The organism is Dorea phocaeensis, assembly GCF_900240315.1.
Classification (GTDB): Bacteria; Bacillota; Clostridia; order Lachnospirales; family Lachnospiraceae; genus Dorea_B; species Dorea_B phocaeensis.
This window is the reverse complement of record NZ_OEPZ01000003.1, coordinates 354198-374010: the sequence shown is the minus strand read 5'-3', so window position 1 is coordinate 374010 and position 19813 is coordinate 354198. Positions and strand designations below refer to the sequence as shown.

Below are 19813 nucleotides of genomic sequence, written 5' to 3'. Positions count from 1 at the left end.
CCAAAGGATTAAAAGTTGTAAACAGAATATCGTGGGAAAGCAGTTGTATATTTGCAGGAGTATCCTTATAATAGGGGTATAAGTTTATCTTTGTGCAAGTAATTTATCTTTCCTACAAAGGAAGGAGTGCAAAGATGAAAAACAATGACAACACATTTATTATGTCACCTAAAGTGGATTTTTGTTTCAAGGAACTTCTAGCAGATGAAGATGTGAGACGAGGATTTGTAGCGGCGGTTTTGGATATAAAGCCGGATCGCATCAAGAGAACAGAGTTGTTGCCGACCTATTTACGAAAACAGCATAAGAAGGATAAGCTGGGGATCCTGGATGTAAGAGTCGTGCTAGAAGATGGTTCTCAGATAGATATCGAGATGCAGGTAATTGCCTATGATTATTGGGTAGAACGCTCTTTATTTTATCTCTGCAAGATGTTTGCTGATCAAATCCATGAGGGAGAAGATTATCATGAGTTGAAGAAGTGTATTCATATAGGGATATTAAATTTCACACTGTTTGATGACAGGGAATATTATTCTAGATTCCATATCTGGGAAGATAAGAGAAAAATATTGTATACCGATAAGATGGAAATTCATGTATTAGAGCTTCCAAAACTTAAAAAGTATCAATATTCGGAGACGGAACTTCTTAGATGGGCACGTTTCTTTAACGCAGAGAGCAGGGAGGAAATGAAAATGGCTGTTCAGGGAGATGAATATAGGGAAAAGGCATATAATCGATTGGTGAATTTAAGTGCAGATGAAGAAAAACGTCTGGAGTATGAGGAAAGACAGAAAGCGATTCGCGATTATAATCATATGATTAATAGCGGTTGGCGCATGGGACATGCAAAAGGGTTTGCGGAAGGACGAGAAGAAGGGCGAGAAAAAGGACGAGAGGAAGGACGAGAAGAAGGACGAGAAGAAGGACGAGAAGAAGGACGAGAAGAGGGAATTGCAGAGGGATGGAGAGAAGGTGGAATACAGGCATATATAGAAGCGTTGCAGGAAATAGAGATGATGAAAGAAGAGGTTCAAGATAAGGTTACACAGAAATTCAGGTTGTCTACAGAAGAGGTTCTGAGATATATGGATAAGTATTGGAAGGAATAGCTATGGGAAAAAAATCGCAGATTACATACTGGTGCCATGAGATTATCCGAGCGCAGGCGGCAAGAGGCGGTATTTATATTGATGCCACTATGGGCAAAGGAAATGATACGCTGCTGCTCTGTGAGCTTGCAGGAGATGCAGGGAAAGTCATAGCTTTTGATATACAAAAAATGGCACTGGAAGAAACAGAAAAATTACTAAAGAAAGAAAATAAAGTAGAACAGATGGGGGAGCGTGTTCGACTTATTCAAGCTAGCCATCAGTATATGGATCAGTATGTTAATCCGGAAAGTGTGGATGTGATTTGCTTTAATTTTGGTTATCTTCCGGGCGGCGATCATAGAATTTCCACAAAGGCAGATACCAGTATAGAGGCAATTGGAAAAGGTTTGGAACTTCTGAAGCCGGGAGGGATGATGAGCCTTTGTATTTACAGTGGAGGAGATACGGGGTTTGAGGAGAAGGAACGAATCCTTGCCTATTTGAAAACGCTTCATCCAAGGAAGTATACGGTGATTTGCAATTACTATTTCAACAGGGAGAATCATCCACCGATTCCGGTTTTTATTTTTAAGTCGTAGTTGACTTTTCTTAAAACTTTCGTTATACTCAATAAATCGTAACTTGTAGTCATTGATAATGGATGCAAAGGAGGTAAGACCATGGAAGGTAATTCGGCGCGAAGTTGGAATTACAAAGTGAGAAACGGATATGGTAACGACATGAGTCTGCCTTCGTTGGATCGATATGCAGGGAGTTTCTGCCCTGCTTAAGAAGTGACGCAAGAAGTGCAGAATATCAGCTGCCTGTCCGTGAGAGAAACAAGAGGATAGGCAGTATTTTTATGCCCTTTTTTAGATCTGAAAAGAGAATGGGAAGAGAAATGCTGCCGCCAAAAACAGGAGGGTATGCATATGAAAAGAAATTGTTTACTGAAATTATTGACGGAGAAAAGATATCTGGAACTGAAAGAATTGATGGCGGAATACAATTCTGTGGATTTGGCAGATTTATTAATGGAATTGGAAGATCAGGAACTCGCCATGGTATTTCGTATGATTGATAAGGATAAAGCGGCGGAAGTGTTTGCCTACATGGACGATGATCAGCAACAGGCTCTTCTTGGTTCCTTTACCAATCAGGAAGTAGGGCATATTCTAGATGCTATGTATACCGATGATGCCGTTGATCTTTTGGAAGATATGCCGGCCAATGTGGTGAATCGTCTCCTCGATCAGGTGAGTAAAGATACGCGCTCAGATATCAATCGGCTCTTAAAGTATCCAGAAGACAGTGCGGGAAGCATTATGACGGTGGAGTATATTGATGTTACACCACAAATGACGGTACAGCAAGTACTGGATAAGATTCGGCGGGTAGGGATTCACAGTGAGACCGTTTACACCTGCTATGTGGTGGAAAAAAGAAAATTAAAAGGAATCATTACTGCAGAAGCATTGATGACACATGATGGAGATTTGCTGGTAGAAGAGCTAATGGAAGAAAAATATGTCTTTATCCGGACAACAGACGATCGGGAAGAGGCAGCAAATCTGTTCCGCAAATATGGACTGATTGCAATTCCGGTTGTAGATCAGGAAGGATATATTGTTGGGATTGTAACCTTTGATGATGCGATGGATGTTTTGACGGAAGAGACGACGGAGGATATCCATAAGATGGCGGCGATTTCTTCCAGTGAAGACTCTTATTTGAAGACATCCGTTTTCGGCCATGCCAGACAGCGGATTATGTGGCTGTTGATTTTGATGTTCTCAGCAACGGTAACGGGAGCGATTATTACAAAGTATGAAAATGCATTTACGGCGATTCCGCTTTTGGTATCATTTATTCCAATGTTGATGGATACAGGAGGAAACTGTGGTTCCCAAAGTTCCACTCTGATTATCCGTGGTCTTGCGGTAGATGAACTTCATTTTTCGGATTTCTTTACTATTATATGGAAGGAATTCCGTGTGGCGCTTGTGGTAGGAGCAGCCCTTGCCATGGCAAATGGACTTAGAATTTATCTGGTTTATCGAAATTTCGCCATGGCAATGGTAATTGCTACGTCATTAGTTGTAACTATTGTGATTGCAAAACTGGTGGGCTGCATTCTGCCGATCCTAGCAAAGCAGTTGCACATGGATCCTGCAATTATGGCATCTCCGCTCATTACTACAATTGTAGATACTTGTTCCATTGTCATCTATTTTCAGATTGCAACGTTGGTATTTCATTTGTAGCAGGCACTGTTAAATAATTTTTAATGCCGGGAGACATACTTTGTCCGTTATCTATTTCGCCATTCGGTAGATGTTGGCAATATCTTCTGTGTCCAGTTTGCGGACGATACCGATGGTTCGAGTGCACCCGAAACTACATTTGTCGGCCAGTGTCATGATCTGCTCTTCGGAAAGATCAATTCCCAGATCATGGATGCTGGTCGGCATGCCGACACTGTGAAAATACGCTTCCATCGCTTCGATTCCGGCGAGGGCATTCTGCGTTGGATCATCAGTTGGAGTAAGCATCAGCACATTTGCGGCAAGTTTGGCGAAGCGGTCGATACGGTCGTGGAAGACGTATCTTGCCCAGCTTCCCCACACGGCCGCCAGTCCGGCTCCATGAGCGACGTCGAACATTCCGCCTAGTTCGTGCTCCAGCTGATGGGAAGCCCAGTCCCCTCCGTCAGTTCCGCAGCCGGTCAGTCCGTTGTGGGATAAACTTCCGGCCCACATTACTTCTGCGCGGGCTTCATAATTATTCGGATCTGTTTTCAAAATTTTTGCATTTTTCATAACGGTGCGAAGCAGCGTCTCGCTGATTCCATCCGTCATTTCCATATTTCCGCTTTGATTCAAATATCGTTCCAGTGTATGCATCATAATGTCGACACATCCACTTTGTGTCTGGTAGTCCGGCAGTGTATAAGTCAGTTCCGGATTCATAATGGCAAACTTGCAACGGGAAAGGTTGTTACTGTATCCGCGTTTCAGCCAGCCATTTTCATTTGTGATTACAGAGGAATTACTCATCTCACTTCCGGCAGCAGCAATTGTAAGGATGGCGCCGATCGGAAGACAGGCAGAAGCTGTTCTTTTTTTCTCATAAAAATCCCAGACGTCTCCATCGTTAGCAACTCCATAACCGATAGCCTTAGCGGAATCGATTACGCTGCCTCCGCCGACGGCCAGAATAAAGTCTGCCTGTTCCCGGCGGCAAAGGTTTATTCCTTCATGGACTTTGGAAAGACGGGGATTTGGAACGACGCCGCCAAGGGTGATGTAAGCAATTCCGGCTTCCGTAAGGGAAGCACATACCCGGTCAAGAAGTCCGCTTTTTGTGACACTTCCGCCGCCGTAGTGGATCAAAACCTTCTTTGCACCAAATGTTTTTATCAGTGTGCCGATCTCCTGCTCCGCATTTTTTCCAAAGATGACTTTGGTAGGAGTGAAATATTCAAAATTTTCAAAACTCTTCATATAAGAATCCTTCCTTTCTATCTGCAGTGTGTCAGTTCCTTCTGCTTGATAAGTGTATTTTAACCGATTTTGATTATTTTTTCAAATTAATGCTTTAAATCGCGAAAGTAATGTGCTATACTAGACGATAACAGAAAACGTCTCTGGAGTGAAGGAGGAAACGATATGATTTGGGCGAAGGAAGAAACCCTGTCAAGGGCTGAGATAGAAAGAATTCAGCTGGAACGATTGAAAGAAACGGTGCATTACATCTATGAGAGGGTGGAGCCTTATCGCCGAAAGATGGATGCGGTCGGGGTGACACCAGATGAAATTCAGAGTCTTGATGATTTGAAAAAACTTCCGTTTACATATAAAGCAGATTTTAGAGAGCATTATCCAATGGGATTATTTGCAGTAGATAAAAAAGAAATGGTTCGGTTTCATGCAAGTTCCGGAACGACAGGAAAGCCGACGGTGGTGGGATACACCAGGAAGGATTTGGATGTCTGGCTGAATAATGTGGCGAGAATTGCCTGCATGGGAGGAGCGACACCGGATGATGTGGCGCAGATTGCATTTGGATACGGAACATTTACCGGAGCGCTGGGACTCCACGGTGGACTGGAGAAACTGGGGGCAGCAGTCATCCCTATGTCATCAGGAAATACCAAAAAGCAGATTATGTTTATGCAAGATATGGAGACGACCCTTTTGGTGGCAACGCCGTCTTATGCGCTACATCTAGGAGAGGAGATTCGGGCCAGAGGACTTGACCCGGCGAAGGATCTACATGTACGTATCGGACTGTTTGGCGGAGAAGGGATGACAGAACCGATGCGAGAAGAGATGCATAAGGTATGGGGCGATGACTTTTTGTGTACGCAGAACTACGGAATGAGCGAGCTTTGCGGACCGGGAGTTGCCGGAGAGTGTGAAGAGTTATGTGGAATGCATATTAATGAAGACTGGTTTATACCAGAAGTTATTGATCCGAAGACGGGAGAAGTACTTCCGCCGGGAGAAAAAGGAGAGTTGGTTGTAACTTGTCTTGGGAAGGAAGCGCTTCCTTTGATCCGTTATCGGACGGGAGATTTGACGAGACTCTTTTATGAACCATGTAAGTGTGGAAGAACAACTGTACGGATGGAGAATCTTTCTGGCCGTGCAGACGATATGCTGGTCATCCGCGGGGTGAATGTATTCCCAACCCAGATTGAGGAAGTGCTGCTTCAGATTCCGGAGATTGGTCCGCATTATGAGATTTTAGTAGAACGCAAGAATCGGCTGGATGTGATGACAATCACTGTAGAGCTGGTAGACGACAGACTGCTGGACAGCTATGCGAAATTAAGTGAATTGGAACAGCGGATTAAGAAAGGATTGAAAGCACAGCTTGGACTTGCGACACAGCTGAAGCTGGTAGCGCCATATTCGCTGCAGCGTTTTGAAGGAAAAGCCAAAAGAGTGACAGATTTACGAAAGGATGGATTATAAAATGTCGGATGCAAAGAAAGTGATTATGCTGGGGAACGAAGCTATTGCCAGAGGAGCTTACGAAGCGGGGGTGAAAGTCTCTGCTGCTTATCCGGGAACCCCAAGTACAGAAATCAGTGAAAGTTTGGTGCAGTACAAAGAGGATGTGTACTGCGAGTGGTCGCCAAATGAAAAAGTCGCGACAGAAGTAGCCATTGGAGCATCTGTGGCAGGCGTACGTGCCATGTCTTGCATGAAGCACGTGGGATTTAATGTGGCGGCCGATCCGGCGTACACGGTATCTTACATGGGAGTAAATGGAGGGCTTGTCATTGTAGTGGCAGATGATCCGGGACTTTACAGCTCTCAGAATGAGCAGGATACCAGAATGGTGGCAAGGGCAGCGCAGCTGCCGGTGATCGAACCGTCAGACAGCGCAGAAGCAAAGGAATTTGTAAAAGCAGCATTTGAATTAAGCGAACAGTTTGACCGTCCTTTTGTATTTCGTACAACCACTCGTCTTTCCCATTCACAGGGATTGGTGGAATTGGGAGAACGGGTAAAAATAGAAGATAAACCTTATGAGAAAAATATACGCAAGACCGTGATGATGCCAGGCAATGCAAAGTTCCGCCATGTGGAAATTGAACAGAGAAACCTGGAACTTGCAGAGGCGGCAAATACCCTTCCAATCAATCGAGTGGAAATGAACGATACAAAAATTGGAGTTATTACGAGTGGAATTCCATACCAGTATGTGAAAGAAGCTCTTCCGAATGCATCTGTATTGAAGCTTGGATTGGTAAATCCGCTTCCGAGAAAACTGATCGAGGAATTTGCAGCAAAAGTAGAGAGCCTTTACATTGTAGAAGAACTGGATCCGGTGATTGAAGAACAGGTGAAATCCTGGGGAATTAAAGCGATTGGAAAAGAGATCTTTACCGTGCAGGGAGAGTACAGTGCGAACCTTCTTCGAGAAAGAATTCTAGGAGAAGAACTGGAAATTGACACGCCGGCACAGGTGTCTGTAAGACCGCCGATCTTATGTCCGGGATGTCCGCACAGAAGTGTATACCACGTAGTGAAAAAGTTGGGACTTCATGTGGCAGGAGATATCGGATGTTATACACTTGGTGCAGTAGCTCCGTTAAGTGTTGTGGATACGACTATTTGTATGGGGGCAAGTATTTCAAGCCTTCATGGAATGGAAAAGGCGAAGGGAAGAGATTATATCAAAAACTGGGTGGCAGCGATTGGTGATTCTACATTCCTGCATACTGGTGTGAATTCTCTGATGAATATGGTATACAATCATGCGACGGGAACGGTACTGATTTTGGATAACTCGACAACCGGAATGACCGGTCACCAGGATCATGCGGCAACCGGAAAGACCTTACAGGGCGATCCGACAAATGCAGTTGATATCCCGACGCTTTGTCGGGCAGTAGGCGTGAAGCATGTAGTAGAAGTCAATGCTTTTGATCTTGAAACATTGGAAAGAACGCTTCGGGAAGAGGTGGCAAGAGATGAGGTGTCCGTAATTATTACCAAGACACCATGTGTGCTTCTGACCAAAGGAAAGAAACCGCTCTACGTTGCGCATGAAGATAAATGTAAAAAATGCGGCATGTGTATGAAACCAGGATGTCCGGCTATGGCAAAAAATCCAGACGGAACCATTCGGATTGATGATACCATGTGTACAGGATGCGGCCTTTGTAAGGATTTGTGCAAATTTGATGCGATAGAATTGGTAAAGGAAGGTGACAGATAATGGCAGGGAAAAATATTATGATTGTAGGCGTAGGCGGCCAGGGAACTCTTCTGACCAGCAGAATCCTGGGCGGGCTTGCCATTGAAAATGGATACGATGTCAAACTTTCTGAAGTTCATGGAATGGCTCAGAGAGGTGGAAGTGTTGTCACTTTTGTCCGTTACGGTGAACATGTGGCGGAGCCGATTGTGGAAGAAGGTCAGGCGGATGTACTGATTGCATTTGAAAGACTAGAGGCTCTTCGGTATGCGCATTTCCTGAAAAAAGATGGCGCGCTTGTGATTAACGACTGGCGAATCGATCCGATGCCGGTAACCATTGGGGTTGCCGAGTATCCGGAGCAGATCATTGAGGAGCTGAGTAAAAATCACCAGGTTTATGCAATTAATGCAACGGAAGAGTCCAAGAAGCTTGGAAACCCGAAGGTATTTAACTTGATTGTGCTTGGAGTTGCAGCGCAGCATATGGACTTTACGAAGGAACAGTGGTATGAGGTGATTGAAAAAACGGTTCCGCCGAAGACGGTTGAGATCAATAAACGGGCATTTGACGCGGGATATCAGATGTTAGGAGGAGGAATATGATCAGGCAGTTATCTGTATTTGTGGAAAATAAGCCGGGAAGCTTGATGGACGTAACATCCAGACTGACGGAAGCGCATGTAAATATTCGTGCAGTTGCATCATTTGATACACCGGAATTTGGCATTCTTCGTCTGGTGGTGGATCAGCCGGAGGTGGGGAAGGAGTATCTGACCCACCAGGGATTTGTGGTTCGGGTCCATGAAGTCATGGGCGTAGAGCTAGTGGATGAAAAAGGGAATCTGAATCATATGCTTCAGATTCTTGCAGAAGGCCAGGTAAACATTAATTATATTTATTCATTCGTAATCCGGGACGGAAGAGCACCGGTTATGGTGTTCAGTGCGGATGATTATGATAAAGCAGCAGATATACTGAATGCTGCCAGTGTAAAGATTGTAGAAGAAAAGGATTTGTAGAGGAGTTGAGTAGAGATGGCGAAAGTGGCGCGGGAAGACTGGAAGGAAAGAATTCGTGACCCGAAGATTGAATGTATGAGCAGAGATGAGATGAGTACGCTTCAGAGTGAGCGCCTTGTCAGACAGGTGAAAAATGTCTATGAGAATGTGGAGTTTTACCGAAAAAAAATGGACGTATTGGGGTTGGAACCAGGAGATATCAAAGGAATTGAGGATATCGGGAAACTTCCATTTACAACCAAAGAAGATTTAAGGGATCATTATCCGTTTGGACTGCTTGCAGTGCCGCAGGAAAAGATTGTGCGTGTTCAGGGAACGTCCGGAACGACAGGAAAACTGACCCTTGCATCCTATACACAAAAGGATGTAGATGTTTGGGGAGAATGTGTGGCAAGAGCATTGACCATGGCGGGGCTGACATCAGAAGATCGGATTCATGTGTGCTATGGTTACGGATTGTTTACCGGAGGAATGGGACTGGATCTTGGTGCCCGGGCATTGGGGGCTATGGCGATTCCAATGTCTGCCGGCAACACGAAGCGGCAGTTGATGTGTATGGAAGATTTTGGAGCAACCGCGTTTGCATGTACGCCGTCTTATGCGATGTATCTGGCAGAAGCTATCCAGGAGGAAGGAATTCTAGATCGCCTTCAAATTAAGGCAAGTATTAATGGGGCGGAACCGTGGACAGAAGAGATGCGTTTGAAACTGGAACGGATGTTGGATATTAATAGTTTTGATATCTATGGTCTCTGTGAGGTTACAGGTCCCGGCGTGGCAATGGATTGTATTCATCACAAGGGCTTGCACGTATATGAAGATTATTTCTATCCGGAGGTATTAAATCCGGCGGATCAATCTGCTTGCGCGGATGGTGAGACTGGAGAATTGGTATTTACGACGCTGGCGAAGGAAGGAATGCCGCTTCTTCGTTATAGAACCAAGGATTTGACCAGCATTGATCACAGCGTTTGTGAATGTGGAAGAACACTTCCAAGAATCCAGAAGTTTACGGGCCGCACGGATGATATGAAGGTGATTCGTGGTGTGAATGTATTCCCGACACAAGTAGAGTCTGCGCTTCTGTCTATGGGAGGAGGCGTGGCACCTCATTATCTGATGATCGTTGATCGTGAAAATAACCTGGACGTTCTGACTGTCATGGTGGAAGTAGATGAACGATATTTCTCTGATGAAATGCGTAAGCTGGATGAACTGAAGAACAGAGTCGGTGCCGTTCTTAAACAGGCGCTTGGTGTTGCTGTAAGAGTGAAACTGGTAGAGCCAAAGACGATTCAGAGAAGTGAAGGCAAAGCAAAACGTGTAATTGACAATCGGCAACTGTAGAAAAGGAGGAAGAAAGAATGGGTATGAGCAATACAATTTCACAGCTGTCTGTATTTCTGGAAAATCGAGAAGGGCGTTTAGATGAGGTGTTGAATGTTCTGGCAGAGAACGAGGTAAATATTGTAGCGCTGAGTCTTGCGGATACTTCGGATTACGGAATGCTCCGCATGATCGTATCAGAGCCGCATAAGGGGCGTGCAGCGCTGAAAGAGGCGGGAATTACTGCGATGTTGACCGATGTAGTTGCTCTTCGTGTTCCGCATGCGACGGGTTCGTTAAGCAAAGCGATGCACCTGATCGTGGAAGGAGAAGTGAATGTAGAATATATGTATGCATTTGCAAATGGAGCGGATGCTGCGGCGGTATTAAAGAGCGACGATCCGGCACGGGTGATCGATATTTTAAAGGGTAGCGGTTTTGACGTGTACAGTGCAGATGAAGCATATCGGGCAAACTGCTAAGTGAAAGCTACATAAGGAATATTTGGATATAAATACGAAAGCAGTATGGATGAAATGGATGTATGGCAGAGAAGCTGTGCATCCATTTTTCATAATGATTGAAATCTCTTTAGATTCCATGTAAAATAGAAACAGTTGTTTTTTAGGGGAAGAGCACGATGTGGAAAAAAGAATGCGGGCAGTTTTGCCGGGAAATACATTATAAACGAAAAGAAGAAGGAATCGAGATTACCGGATGTTTTGGTGAAGACGGTCAGATTGTGCTGCCAGATGAGATAGAGGGGCTTCCGGTAATTTCTATAGCACCCTATGCTTTTGCTGAGGCGAAGACAGATCAGGATGATTTGATTTGGAGAAATAAAGAGGTGCCGGACATTAAGGTGGACAGACATGCGCAAGAGAAGGCGGAAAGGATCTGTGCGGAACAGGTAGAATCTGTATGGCTTCCGAAAGGCGTGACGGAAATTGGCAGATATGCATTCTATCGATGCAGGAATTTAAAGACATTGATTCTTTCGGATAGCCTTTTGGAGATTGGCGGAGGAGCGTTTACCGGATGTCGTTTAGAAGCGGTGGAAATACACTTCTTTCAAGGGGAGAAAAGCTGTCTTCGATCGATTGTGGATGAGATTCGCTTTGCCGTCAGGGCGAGATTGTTCTATGAAGGTGAGGAAGCGCGTGTGTTGTTTCCGGAGCATTATGAAGAGGCAGTGGAAAATACGCCGGCAAGACTTCTGGTAACCCATCATCACGGTGCAGGTGGTTATTACCGCCAGTGTTTCTATGACCGGGAATTGGATTATAAAAAATACGATGAATTGCTGTATCGAACCAGAGCGGAAGAAGAACTTGAGACGGCGGTGGAACTGGTTATGAATCGGTTGTGCTATCCATATCGTTTGGAACCAGCCGCGAAAGACAGGTATAAGACCTTTTTGCAGGAGTGCCTAAAAGAGGCGGCCGGTATTTTGGCAGAGCAGGAAAATCAGGATGGGCTTATGTTTTTGGAGAGGGAGGGCCTGTGGACTTTAGAGGCGTTGGAGGCGGCGATGGAAAGAGCTGCGCAGTCAAAGAAGACGGAAGTCCTAAGTCTTCTGATGGATATGCGGTATCGCTGTTTCCCGAAAAAACAGAAAACATTTGAACTATAAATCTTGCGGAAACTTGGATGGAACCAGGAAAGAGACAGGAGTAAAGCCAGATGAATGAGGAACGAACGACTACAGAAAAATTGGATATGGTGAGCAGAAAGATTCTGTTATCTGCGAGAGGCGAGCTTTATATGAAGATGCGTTTCCTTGATGTAGCGTTATCCTCCCTTTGTCCTGTGCTGGATGAGGGAGCAGACGGGATGGGGACGGATGGAAGGTTTCTTTACTATCATCCGCAGTATTTGGGAGGACTGTATCGAGAAGACAGATATCTAGTGAATCGAATTTATCTGCATTTGGTACTGCATGGCATTTTTCGGCATATGGCGCGGCGAAATGGCAGAGATAAGAGGTTTTATGATCTTGCCTGTGATATGGCAGCAGAATCTATAGTAGACAGTATTCATCACCGCTGTGTGATGCGGGGATCTTCCCTTTTGCGGAGAGAGACCTATCGCAGACTTCGCAGAGAGATGAAGGTTTTAACTGCGGAAAAGATTTACGCGGTACTAAGCAGATGGGAGCTGTCCGAATCTCAGATTACTGCATTAGAGGCAGAATTTCGAGTGGATGACCACAATTATTGGCCGGAAGATGATGATCAGGAGAAGAAGCAGGAGATCGAAAATCAATGGCAGCATATCAGTGAGCAAATGGAAAGTGATATGGAAACATTTTCCAGCGAGATGTCTTCGGCATCGGGCGATCTGAAGGAACAGGTAAAGGTAGAAAACAGGGAGCGGTATGATTATCGGGAGTTTTTGAAGAAGTTTGCAGTGCTAAGAGAAGAGATGGAAGTGGATCCAGATTCGTTTGATTATACTTTTTATAGTTATGGGCTTTCTATTTACGGAAATATGCCGCTGATTGAGCCGCAGGAATGGAAGGAAGTCAAGAAGGTGGAAGAGTTTGTGATTGTGATTGACACCTCCATGTCCTGTTCGGGAATACTTGTAAAAAAGTTCCTGGAAGAAACTTATGGAATATTAAGTGAAACAAATAGTTTCTTCCGAAAGATTAATATTCATATTATTCAATGTGATGATCAAGTTCAGACGGATCAGAAGATTACCAGTGAAGAGGAATTGAGAACCTATATGGAACATTTGGAACTTAGGGGGGAGGGCGGAACCGATTTTCGGCCGGCGTTTGCATACGTGGAAGAATTGCGGATGCAGCACGCATTTGATAGCTTGCGGGGATTGATTTATTTTACGGATGGACGTGGAATTTATCCGGAGAAGATGCCGCCTTATGCGACAGCATTCGTATTTTTGGAAGAAGATTATGAAGATGTAGATGTTCCGGGATGGGCGATGAAGCTGATCCTGGAGAAGGAAACATTGGAAGAAGAGATTAAAGGAGAACATGCATGGATATAAAAAGAGCGAAACAGGAGATTCAAAATTCAATCGAAGCGTATCTTCAGAAGGATGAGACCGGAGAGTATCTGATTCCGGCAATCCGACAGAGGCCAATTCTATTAATGGGACCTCCGGGGATTGGAAAAACACAGATTATGGAACAGATTGCCAGAGAGTGCAAGATTGCACTGGTATCCTATACGATTACGCATCATACCAGACAGAGTGCGGTGGGACTTCCGTTCATCAAAGAGAAGGAATATGGAAATAAGACGTATTCGGTCACCGAATATACTATGAGTGAGATTATCTCATCGGTCTATGAGAAGATGGAACAGACAGGGCTGAAAGAAGGGGTTCTGTTTATTGATGAGATCAATTGTGTATCCGAAACATTGGCGCCAACCATGCTGCAGTTTTTGCAGTGTAAGACCTTTGGTAATCAGAAAGTGCCGGAAGGCTGGGTGATTGTGGCGGCTGGAAATCCGCCGGAGTACAATCGGTCGGTTCGGGAATTCGATGTGGTTACGCTGGATCGGATTAAAAAGATTGATGTGGAAGAGAATTATGAAGTTTGGAAAGAATATGCTAGGCAGGCCGAGATTTATCCGGCAATTCTTTCTTATCTGGAGATCAGAAGAGAACATTTCTATCGGATTGAGACAACCGTGGATGGGAAAGCATTCGTAACTGCCAGAGGCTGGGAGGATCTTTCAGAGCTTCTCTATGCCTATGAGCGCCTTGGCAAAAAGGCAGACCGGGAAGTGGTGCATCAGTATTTGCAGCACTGGAAGGTTGCAAAAGAATTTGCGAACTATCTGGAACTATATGCCAAGTATCAGAAAGATTATGGATTGGAAAAAATTGTTGCAGGTATCTATAGTAAGGAGACGTTGGAGCAGCTTCGTTATGCAGCATTTGATGAACGGTTGAGCGTAGTGAATATGCTGTTGGGAAGATTGATGAGCAGTTTTCGGGACTATGCATTGGAAGATCGGTATGTGACAATGGTATATGAACACCTCAAAGTTTATAAAGAAACAAAAGAGTTCGAATCAACGCTGCGTTCTGCTAGAGAGAATTATGAGAAGCTTCGACAGGCAGAGCAGCTGACACGGTTGGAGGATCGTCTTTACCGCCGGATGCTGGAGACGCTGGAAGGATATGGATTGAAAGTGGAGAAAGAGCATCTGGAAGGCGAGGAAGCATTTGACAGAGTGAAAGAATTGTTTGCAGAAGCAGTGGCTTGTCGGGAGCTTATTTACAACAGAACGAAAGAAGCGCTGGAACATGCCTTTGATTTTATGGAAGATGCATTTGGAGACAGCCAGGAGATGGTAGCTTTTGTGACAGAACTGAATACCAGTGTATACAGCGTTCGGTTCCTGAAAGATTACGATTGTGATAAATATTATAAATATAATAAAAGGCTTCTGTTTGATGAGCGTCAGCAGGAGATTTTAACGGAGCTTGATGAAGTGGAAGAAGACTTGAATACAGCTTTGAAATGTTAAGCTGACAGAGTGGAGAGACGAAGGAGGAAGGGACATGGGACTGATCGAATTGGTTTTGATTGCGGTGGGGCTTTCTATGGATGCTTTTGCAGTAGCTGTCTGTAAAGGTCTCTCCATGAAGCGCTGTACTTGGGGAAAGGCAGGGCTGGTGGGAGCTTATTTTGGAGGGTTTCAGGCGCTGATGCCGCTGATTGGCTATGTGTTGGGTGTTCAGTTTAAAGAAGTGATCACCTCTGTGGATCATTGGATTGCATTCATTTTGTTGGCCCTTATTGGAGGAAATATGATTCGGGAATCCGAAGGCGCCTGTGAAGATTACGAGGATGCGGATGAGTCGCTGGATGTGCGTACGATGTTGGGGTTGGCAGTGGCAACCAGTATCGATGCTCTTGCGGTAGGTGTTACCTTTGCGTTTCTTACCGTTGATATTGTACCGGCAGTGGTATTTATTGGGGGAATTACATTTACTTTATCTGTTGCAGGTGTTAAAATAGGCAATATATTCGGAGGGAAATATGAGAAAAAAGCGGAATTTGCCGGCGGTTTGATTTTAATTTTGATGGGCGGAAAAATTCTGCTGGAGCATTTGGGAATTCTCTGAAATGACAGAGGCAAAAAGGATACCGTGTTGAAAATAGTAAATAAAATAGAAACAGGAGGAAAGTCATATGAAATGGAATCAATATCGTCTGAAGACGACTACAGAGGCGGAGGATATCGTAAGCAGTATGTTGATGGATCTGGGCATTGAAGGGGTTCAGATTGAAGATAAGGTTCCGCTTACCAAGGAAGACAAGGAGCAGATGTTTGTGGATATTCTGCCGGAAATTGCAGAAGATGACGGAACTGCTTATCTGACTTTTTATCTGGAAGAGGAAGAAGATGCCGCGTCCATTTTGATGAATATAAGAAAAGAGCTGGAAGAAATGAGAAGCTATTTGGAGGTAGGTGAGTGTACCATCGAGGAATCCCAGACAGAAGATGTGGACTGGGTGAACAATTGGAAACAGTATTTCCACCAGTTCTATATCGATGACATTCTGGTAATTCCATCCTGGGAACAGGTAGAAGAAAAAGACAGCGATAAGCTGGTGATTCATATTGATCCGGGGACTGCGTTTGGAACGGGAATGCATGAGACGACGCAGCTCTGCATCCGACAGCTGAAGAAATATGTGAAACCGGATACGCAGATTTTGGATGTGGGATGCGGAAGTGGAATTTTGGGGATGCTGGCGCTTAAATTTGGTGCGGCTCATTCTGTAGGAACAGATCTTGATCCATGTGCGATCGATGCGACCCATGAGAATATGGAAGTCAATGGAATTGGCAGGGATCAGTATGAGGTGATGATTGGAAATATTATTGATGATCCGGCGGTGCAAGATGCGGTTGGATATGAGAAGTATGATATTGTAGCGGCGAATATTTTGGCGGATGTGCTGGTGCCTCTGACACCGGTGATTATCGGACAGCTGAAACACGGCGGAATCTATATCACCAGCGGAATTATTGATGATAAGGAACAGACGGTGGTTGATGCAGTAAAGGCGGCAGGGCTTGAAGTGTTAGAAGTCAACCATCAGGGAGAGTGGGTGTCGGTAACGGCAAGAAAAAATTAATGGAAAGATAAAGGAGCAGGCGAAGATGCAGCATTTTTTTGTGACACCGTCGCAGGTGGAAGGTGACTCTATTCGAATAGAGGGCGCTGATGTGAATCATATGAAGAATGTGCTTCGGATGAAGGTTGGAGAAGCTGTGATGATCAGTGATGGAAATAACCTGAAGTACCGTTGCAGGATTGCGGGTTATGAGGAAGAGTGTGCCGTTTTAAGGGTGGAAGAAGAGATGCTTGTTGATACGGAACTCCCTTCTAAAATTTACCTGTTTCAGGGACTTCCCAAGCAGGATAAGATGGAACTGATTGTGCAAAAAGCGGTGGAACTTGGTGTGTGTCAGGTGATTCCGGTTGCTATGAAGCGGTCAGTGGTAAAGCTGGACGAGAAAAAAGCTAAGAAAAAGGCGGAACGTTGGCAGCAGATTGCAGAAAGTGCGGCGAAGCAGGCTGGAAGAGGCTGTATTCCGGAAGTTCAGCCTGTAATCAGCTATCGGGAAGCTCTTTCTAAAGCGGCAGAACTTAATGTATTGCTTCTGCCTTATGAACTGGCGGAAGGAATGAAGACTACCAAAGAGGTGATTAGGAAGATCCTGCCAGGGCAGTCGATTGGGATTTTTATCGGTCCGGAGGGCGGATTTGAACGGGAAGAAGTGGAGCAGGCAATGGAGGCAGGCGCACAAGTAATTACCCTGGGCAAGAGGATTCTTCGGACGGAGACGGCAGGGCTTACTGTACTGTCGATCCTGATGTTCCATCTGGAAGCAGAGTAACATATTCTGATAATAAGAAGAAAATAAAACAGGAAGTGAAACGTATGAAAGAAGTATATCTGGATAACTCCGCTACTACACAGGCCTACGCCTGCGTAGGGGATATTGTACGAAAGGTTATGTGTGAAGACTACGGTAATCCGTCCTCTATGCACGCGAAGGGAGTAGCGGCAGAAAACTATGTAAAAGAAGCGAAGGAGACGTTGGCGAAGATTTGGAAGGTACAGGAAAAGGAGATCTTTTTCACCTCAGGAGGAACAGAAAGCGATAATTTGGCGTTGATTGGAGCGGCGAGAGCAAATCATCGTGCGGGAAAGCATCTGATTACTTCCTCTATTGAACATCCGGCTATTTTGAATACGATGCGATATCTGGAAGAAGAGGAAGGATTTCGGGTTACCTATTTGCCGGTAGATCCCTATGGACGGATTGAGCTGGAGGCTCTGAAAGAGGCGTTGTGTGAGGAAACGATCCTGGTTTCCATTATGTATGTAAACAACGAGGTGGGATCCGTGCAGCCAATCCAGGAAGCAGCCAGCATTGTAAAGGCTTATAATAAAAATATTCTGTTCCATGTGGATGCTGTGCAGGGATTTGGAAAATACCATATTTATCCAAAGCGGTTGAAGGTGGATATGTGTTCGATCAGTGGTCACAAGATTCATGGGCCGAAAGGAATTGGAGCGTTGTATATTGATGAACACGTGAAGATTAAGCCGATAGTCTTTGGTGGAGAGCAACAGAAGAATATTCGCTCCGGTACGGAGAATGTTCCCGGGATTGCCGGACTTGGGGTGGCGGCGAAGACGGTCTATGAAAATCTGGACGAAAAAGTAGCGCAGATGCGTCGGTTGAAAGAACGATTTATTGAAGGTATTACAAAGATTCCGGACACAGTGATCCATGGCCTTTTTGATGAGACGTCGGCACCGCACATCATCAGCGTGGGATTTGCAGACATAAGGAGTGAAGTGCTTCTGCATGCGCTGGAGGAAAAGGGAATCTATGTATCTTCCGGATCCGCATGTTCGTCCAATCATCCGCAGATCAGCGGGGTGCTGAAGGGGATCGGAGCGAAGCGGGAATTTTTGGATGCAACACTTCGATTCAGCATGTCGGAATTTACCACGCCGGAAGAGATTGACTATACCCTGGATACACTATATAATATAGTACCGATGCTACGGAAATATACCAGACATTAGGAGAAGATAGAGAATGAGATTTCATACATTTTTATTGAAGTACGGAGAGATAGGAATTAAGGGTAAAAATCGGTATCTGTTTGAAGATGCCCTCGTCAGACAGATCCGGTTTGCCCTTCGTGATGTGGATGGAGACTTCCATGTACACAAATCCCAGGCGAGAATCTATGTGGATTGTGAGGGAGAGTATGATTATGAGGATACCGTGGAACATTTGAAGCGAGTATTCGGAATTGTTGGTATCTGCCCGGTTGTCCGTATGGAAGATCGCGGGTTTGAAGAACTGAAAAAGGACGTAGTTGCTTATATGGATGAGATGTATCCAGATAAAAAATTGACCTTTAAAGTAGAAGCGAGACGAGCGAGAAAATCTTATCCAAAGACATCTATGGAGATTAATTGTGATTTGGGAGAGGTGATTTTAGAAGCGTTCCCTGAGACGAAGGTGGATGTACATCACCCGGAAGTTATGCTGAATGTGGAGATTCGTCACGAGATTTATGTATATTCGCAGATTATTCCAGGAGCGGGTGGAATGCCTGTAGGAACCAATGGATCTGCCATGCTTCTTTTGTCCGGCGGAATTGACAGCCCGGTGGCAGGATATATGATTTCTAAGCGTGGAGTTGGCCTGGAAGCTACCTATTTCCATGCTCCGCCGTATACCAGTGAACGAGCAAAGCAGAAAGTGGTAGATCTGGCGAAGCTGGTATCAAAGTATTCAGGTCCGATCAAACTGCATGTGGTGAACTTTACGGATATTCAGTTGTATATCTATGATCAGTGTCCGCATGATGAATTGACTATTATTATGCGGCGGTATATGATGCGGATTGCGGAGCATTTTGCTAAGAAAGACGGATGTCTGGGGCTGATTACAGGAGAGAGTATTGGACAGGTGGCAAGCCAGACCATGCAAAGCCTTGCGGCAACGAACGATGTGTGTACTATGCCGGTATATCGTCCGGTGATTGGATTTGACAAGCAGGACATTGTAGATATAGCGCAGAAGATCAATACCTTTGAGACGTCTATCCAGCCGTTTGAAGATTGTTGTACGATCTTTGTAGCCAAGCATCCGGTGACCAAACCAAATGTGGATGTGATCAGACGTTCAGAAGAAAAGTTGGAAGAAAAAATTGAGGAACTGATGAGAGAGGCAATTGATTCCGTTGAAATTATTGAAGTAAAATAAAAAGAGGGCTGTTGCAAAACATGACACGTTCCAGTGTTTTGTAACAGCCCTGATCGTTTTTATATGAGACAATCGATTTATTCACAGATATATGGTTTTAAAATCTCCAGAATGGAATCGATATCTGAATTGTCAACATGGATGTTCAGTTCAATCGGCTTAGAAAGATCCAGGCTGAAAATTCCCATAATGGATTTTGCGTCGATGACGTATCTTCCGGATACCAGATCAAAGTCATAGTCGAATTTGGTGATATCGTTTACAAAGGATTTTACCTTGTCGATAGAATTTAAAGAAATCTGTATTGTTTTCATTGGGTCGTACCTCCTTGATAATTCATGTGCTAACATTATCTT

The 19813-nt window shown here is 44.7% G+C and carries 19 protein-coding genes; 17 read left to right on the top strand and 2 right to left on the bottom strand.

From position 1 onward, the window contains the following. Positions 1-134: 134 nt before the first annotated feature. From C0979_RS08780 to mgtE, 3 genes are all read left to right on the top strand, one after another. Positions 135-1115, top strand: a complete 981-nt coding sequence (locus C0979_RS08780; RefSeq protein WP_101695606.1) for an Rpn family recombination-promoting nuclease/putative transposase — start codon at positions 135-137, stop codon at positions 1113-1115. Positions 1116-1117: 2 nt separating this feature from the next. Next, complete coding sequence (locus tag C0979_RS08775) at positions 1118-1696, top strand: tRNA 5-(aminomethyl)-2-thiouridylate-methyltransferase MnmM (protein ID WP_101695605.1); 579 nt, start codon at positions 1118-1120, stop codon at positions 1694-1696. Positions 1697-2029: 333 nt separating this feature from the next. Then, complete coding sequence (gene mgtE, locus C0979_RS08770) at positions 2030-3361, top strand: magnesium transporter (protein WP_101695604.1); 1332 nt, start codon at positions 2030-2032, stop codon at positions 3359-3361. Between the two features lie 51 nt (positions 3362-3412). Here the strand turns inward: mgtE and C0979_RS08765 are convergent, their stop codons facing one another. Then, positions 3413-4600: an iron-containing alcohol dehydrogenase gene (locus C0979_RS08765; protein ID WP_101695603.1), complete on the bottom strand. Its 1188-nt coding sequence runs from the start codon at positions 4598-4600 to the stop codon at positions 3413-3415. 165 nt (positions 4601-4765) lie between these two features. On the opposite strand from C0979_RS08765, the gene C0979_RS08760 reads away from it, so the two are divergent. The 14 genes from C0979_RS08760 to thiI all read left to right on the top strand — a co-directional run bounded on the left by C0979_RS08760 (position 4766) and on the right by thiI (position 19457). Further along, positions 4766-6076: a phenylacetate--CoA ligase family protein gene (locus C0979_RS08760; RefSeq protein ID WP_101695602.1), complete on the top strand. Its 1311-nt coding sequence runs from the start codon at positions 4766-4768 to the stop codon at positions 6074-6076. Position 6077: 1 nt separating this feature from the next. Beyond that, positions 6078-7832: an indolepyruvate ferredoxin oxidoreductase subunit alpha gene (gene iorA / locus C0979_RS08755; protein ID WP_101695684.1), complete on the top strand. Its 1755-nt coding sequence runs from the start codon at positions 6078-6080 to the stop codon at positions 7830-7832. Then, positions 7832-8416, top strand: a complete 585-nt coding sequence (locus C0979_RS08750) for an indolepyruvate oxidoreductase subunit beta (RefSeq protein ID WP_101695601.1) — start codon at positions 7832-7834, stop codon at positions 8414-8416. The genes iorA and C0979_RS08750 overlap by 1 nt, the downstream gene beginning before the upstream one ends. Next, complete coding sequence (locus C0979_RS08745; RefSeq protein ID WP_101695600.1) at positions 8413-8832, top strand: ACT domain-containing protein; 420 nt, start codon at positions 8413-8415, stop codon at positions 8830-8832. The genes C0979_RS08750 and C0979_RS08745 overlap by 4 nt, the downstream gene beginning before the upstream one ends. 15 nt (positions 8833-8847) lie before the next feature. Beyond that, complete coding sequence (locus tag C0979_RS08740; RefSeq protein ID WP_101695599.1) at positions 8848-10179, top strand: phenylacetate--CoA ligase family protein; 1332 nt, start codon at positions 8848-8850, stop codon at positions 10177-10179. Between the two features lie 17 nt (positions 10180-10196). Next, a complete protein-coding gene (locus C0979_RS08735; RefSeq protein WP_101695598.1) occupies positions 10197-10640 on the top strand; it encodes an ACT domain-containing protein in 444 nt (147 codons plus the stop codon). Between the two features lie 158 nt (positions 10641-10798). Then, on the top strand, positions 10799-11791 hold the full coding sequence (locus C0979_RS08730) for a leucine-rich repeat domain-containing protein (protein WP_101695597.1): 993 nt from the start codon (positions 10799-10801) through the stop codon (positions 11789-11791). A 50-nt stretch (positions 11792-11841) separates the two neighbouring features. Beyond that, positions 11842-13173: a vWA domain-containing protein gene (locus C0979_RS08725; protein ID WP_101695596.1), complete on the top strand. Its 1332-nt coding sequence runs from the start codon at positions 11842-11844 to the stop codon at positions 13171-13173. Continuing rightward, positions 13164-14669 (top strand): ATP-binding protein, encoded by a 1506-nt coding sequence (locus C0979_RS08720; protein WP_101695595.1) that lies wholly within the window; start codon positions 13164-13166, stop codon positions 14667-14669. Before C0979_RS08725 ends, C0979_RS08720 begins: the two co-directional genes overlap by 10 nt. Positions 14670-14703: 34 nt before the next feature. Further along, complete coding sequence (locus C0979_RS08715; RefSeq protein WP_101695594.1) at positions 14704-15270, top strand: manganese efflux pump MntP; 567 nt, start codon at positions 14704-14706, stop codon at positions 15268-15270. Between the two features lie 67 nt (positions 15271-15337). Further along, positions 15338-16291, top strand: coding sequence for a 50S ribosomal protein L11 methyltransferase (gene prmA, locus C0979_RS08710; protein ID WP_101695593.1), 954 nt, complete (start codon positions 15338-15340; stop codon positions 16289-16291). A 25-nt stretch (positions 16292-16316) separates the two neighbouring features. Next, on the top strand, positions 16317-17057 hold the full coding sequence (locus tag C0979_RS08705) for a 16S rRNA (uracil(1498)-N(3))-methyltransferase (RefSeq protein ID WP_101695592.1): 741 nt from the start codon (positions 16317-16319) through the stop codon (positions 17055-17057). A 44-nt stretch (positions 17058-17101) separates the two neighbouring features. Beyond that, positions 17102-18262 carry a cysteine desulfurase family protein gene (locus C0979_RS08700; protein WP_101695591.1) on the top strand — a complete coding sequence of 387 codons (1161 nt, stop codon included), beginning with the start codon at positions 17102-17104 and terminating at the stop codon, positions 18260-18262. Positions 18263-18275: 13 nt separating this feature from the next. Then, on the top strand, positions 18276-19457 hold the full coding sequence (gene thiI / locus C0979_RS08695) for a tRNA uracil 4-sulfurtransferase ThiI (RefSeq protein WP_101695590.1): 1182 nt from the start codon (positions 18276-18278) through the stop codon (positions 19455-19457). 77 nt (positions 19458-19534) lie between these two features. On the opposite strand, the gene C0979_RS08690 is transcribed toward thiI, so the two are convergent. Then, positions 19535-19771, bottom strand: coding sequence for an HPr family phosphocarrier protein (locus C0979_RS08690; protein WP_101695589.1), 237 nt, complete (start codon positions 19769-19771; stop codon positions 19535-19537). Positions 19772-19813 lie beyond the last annotated feature (42 nt).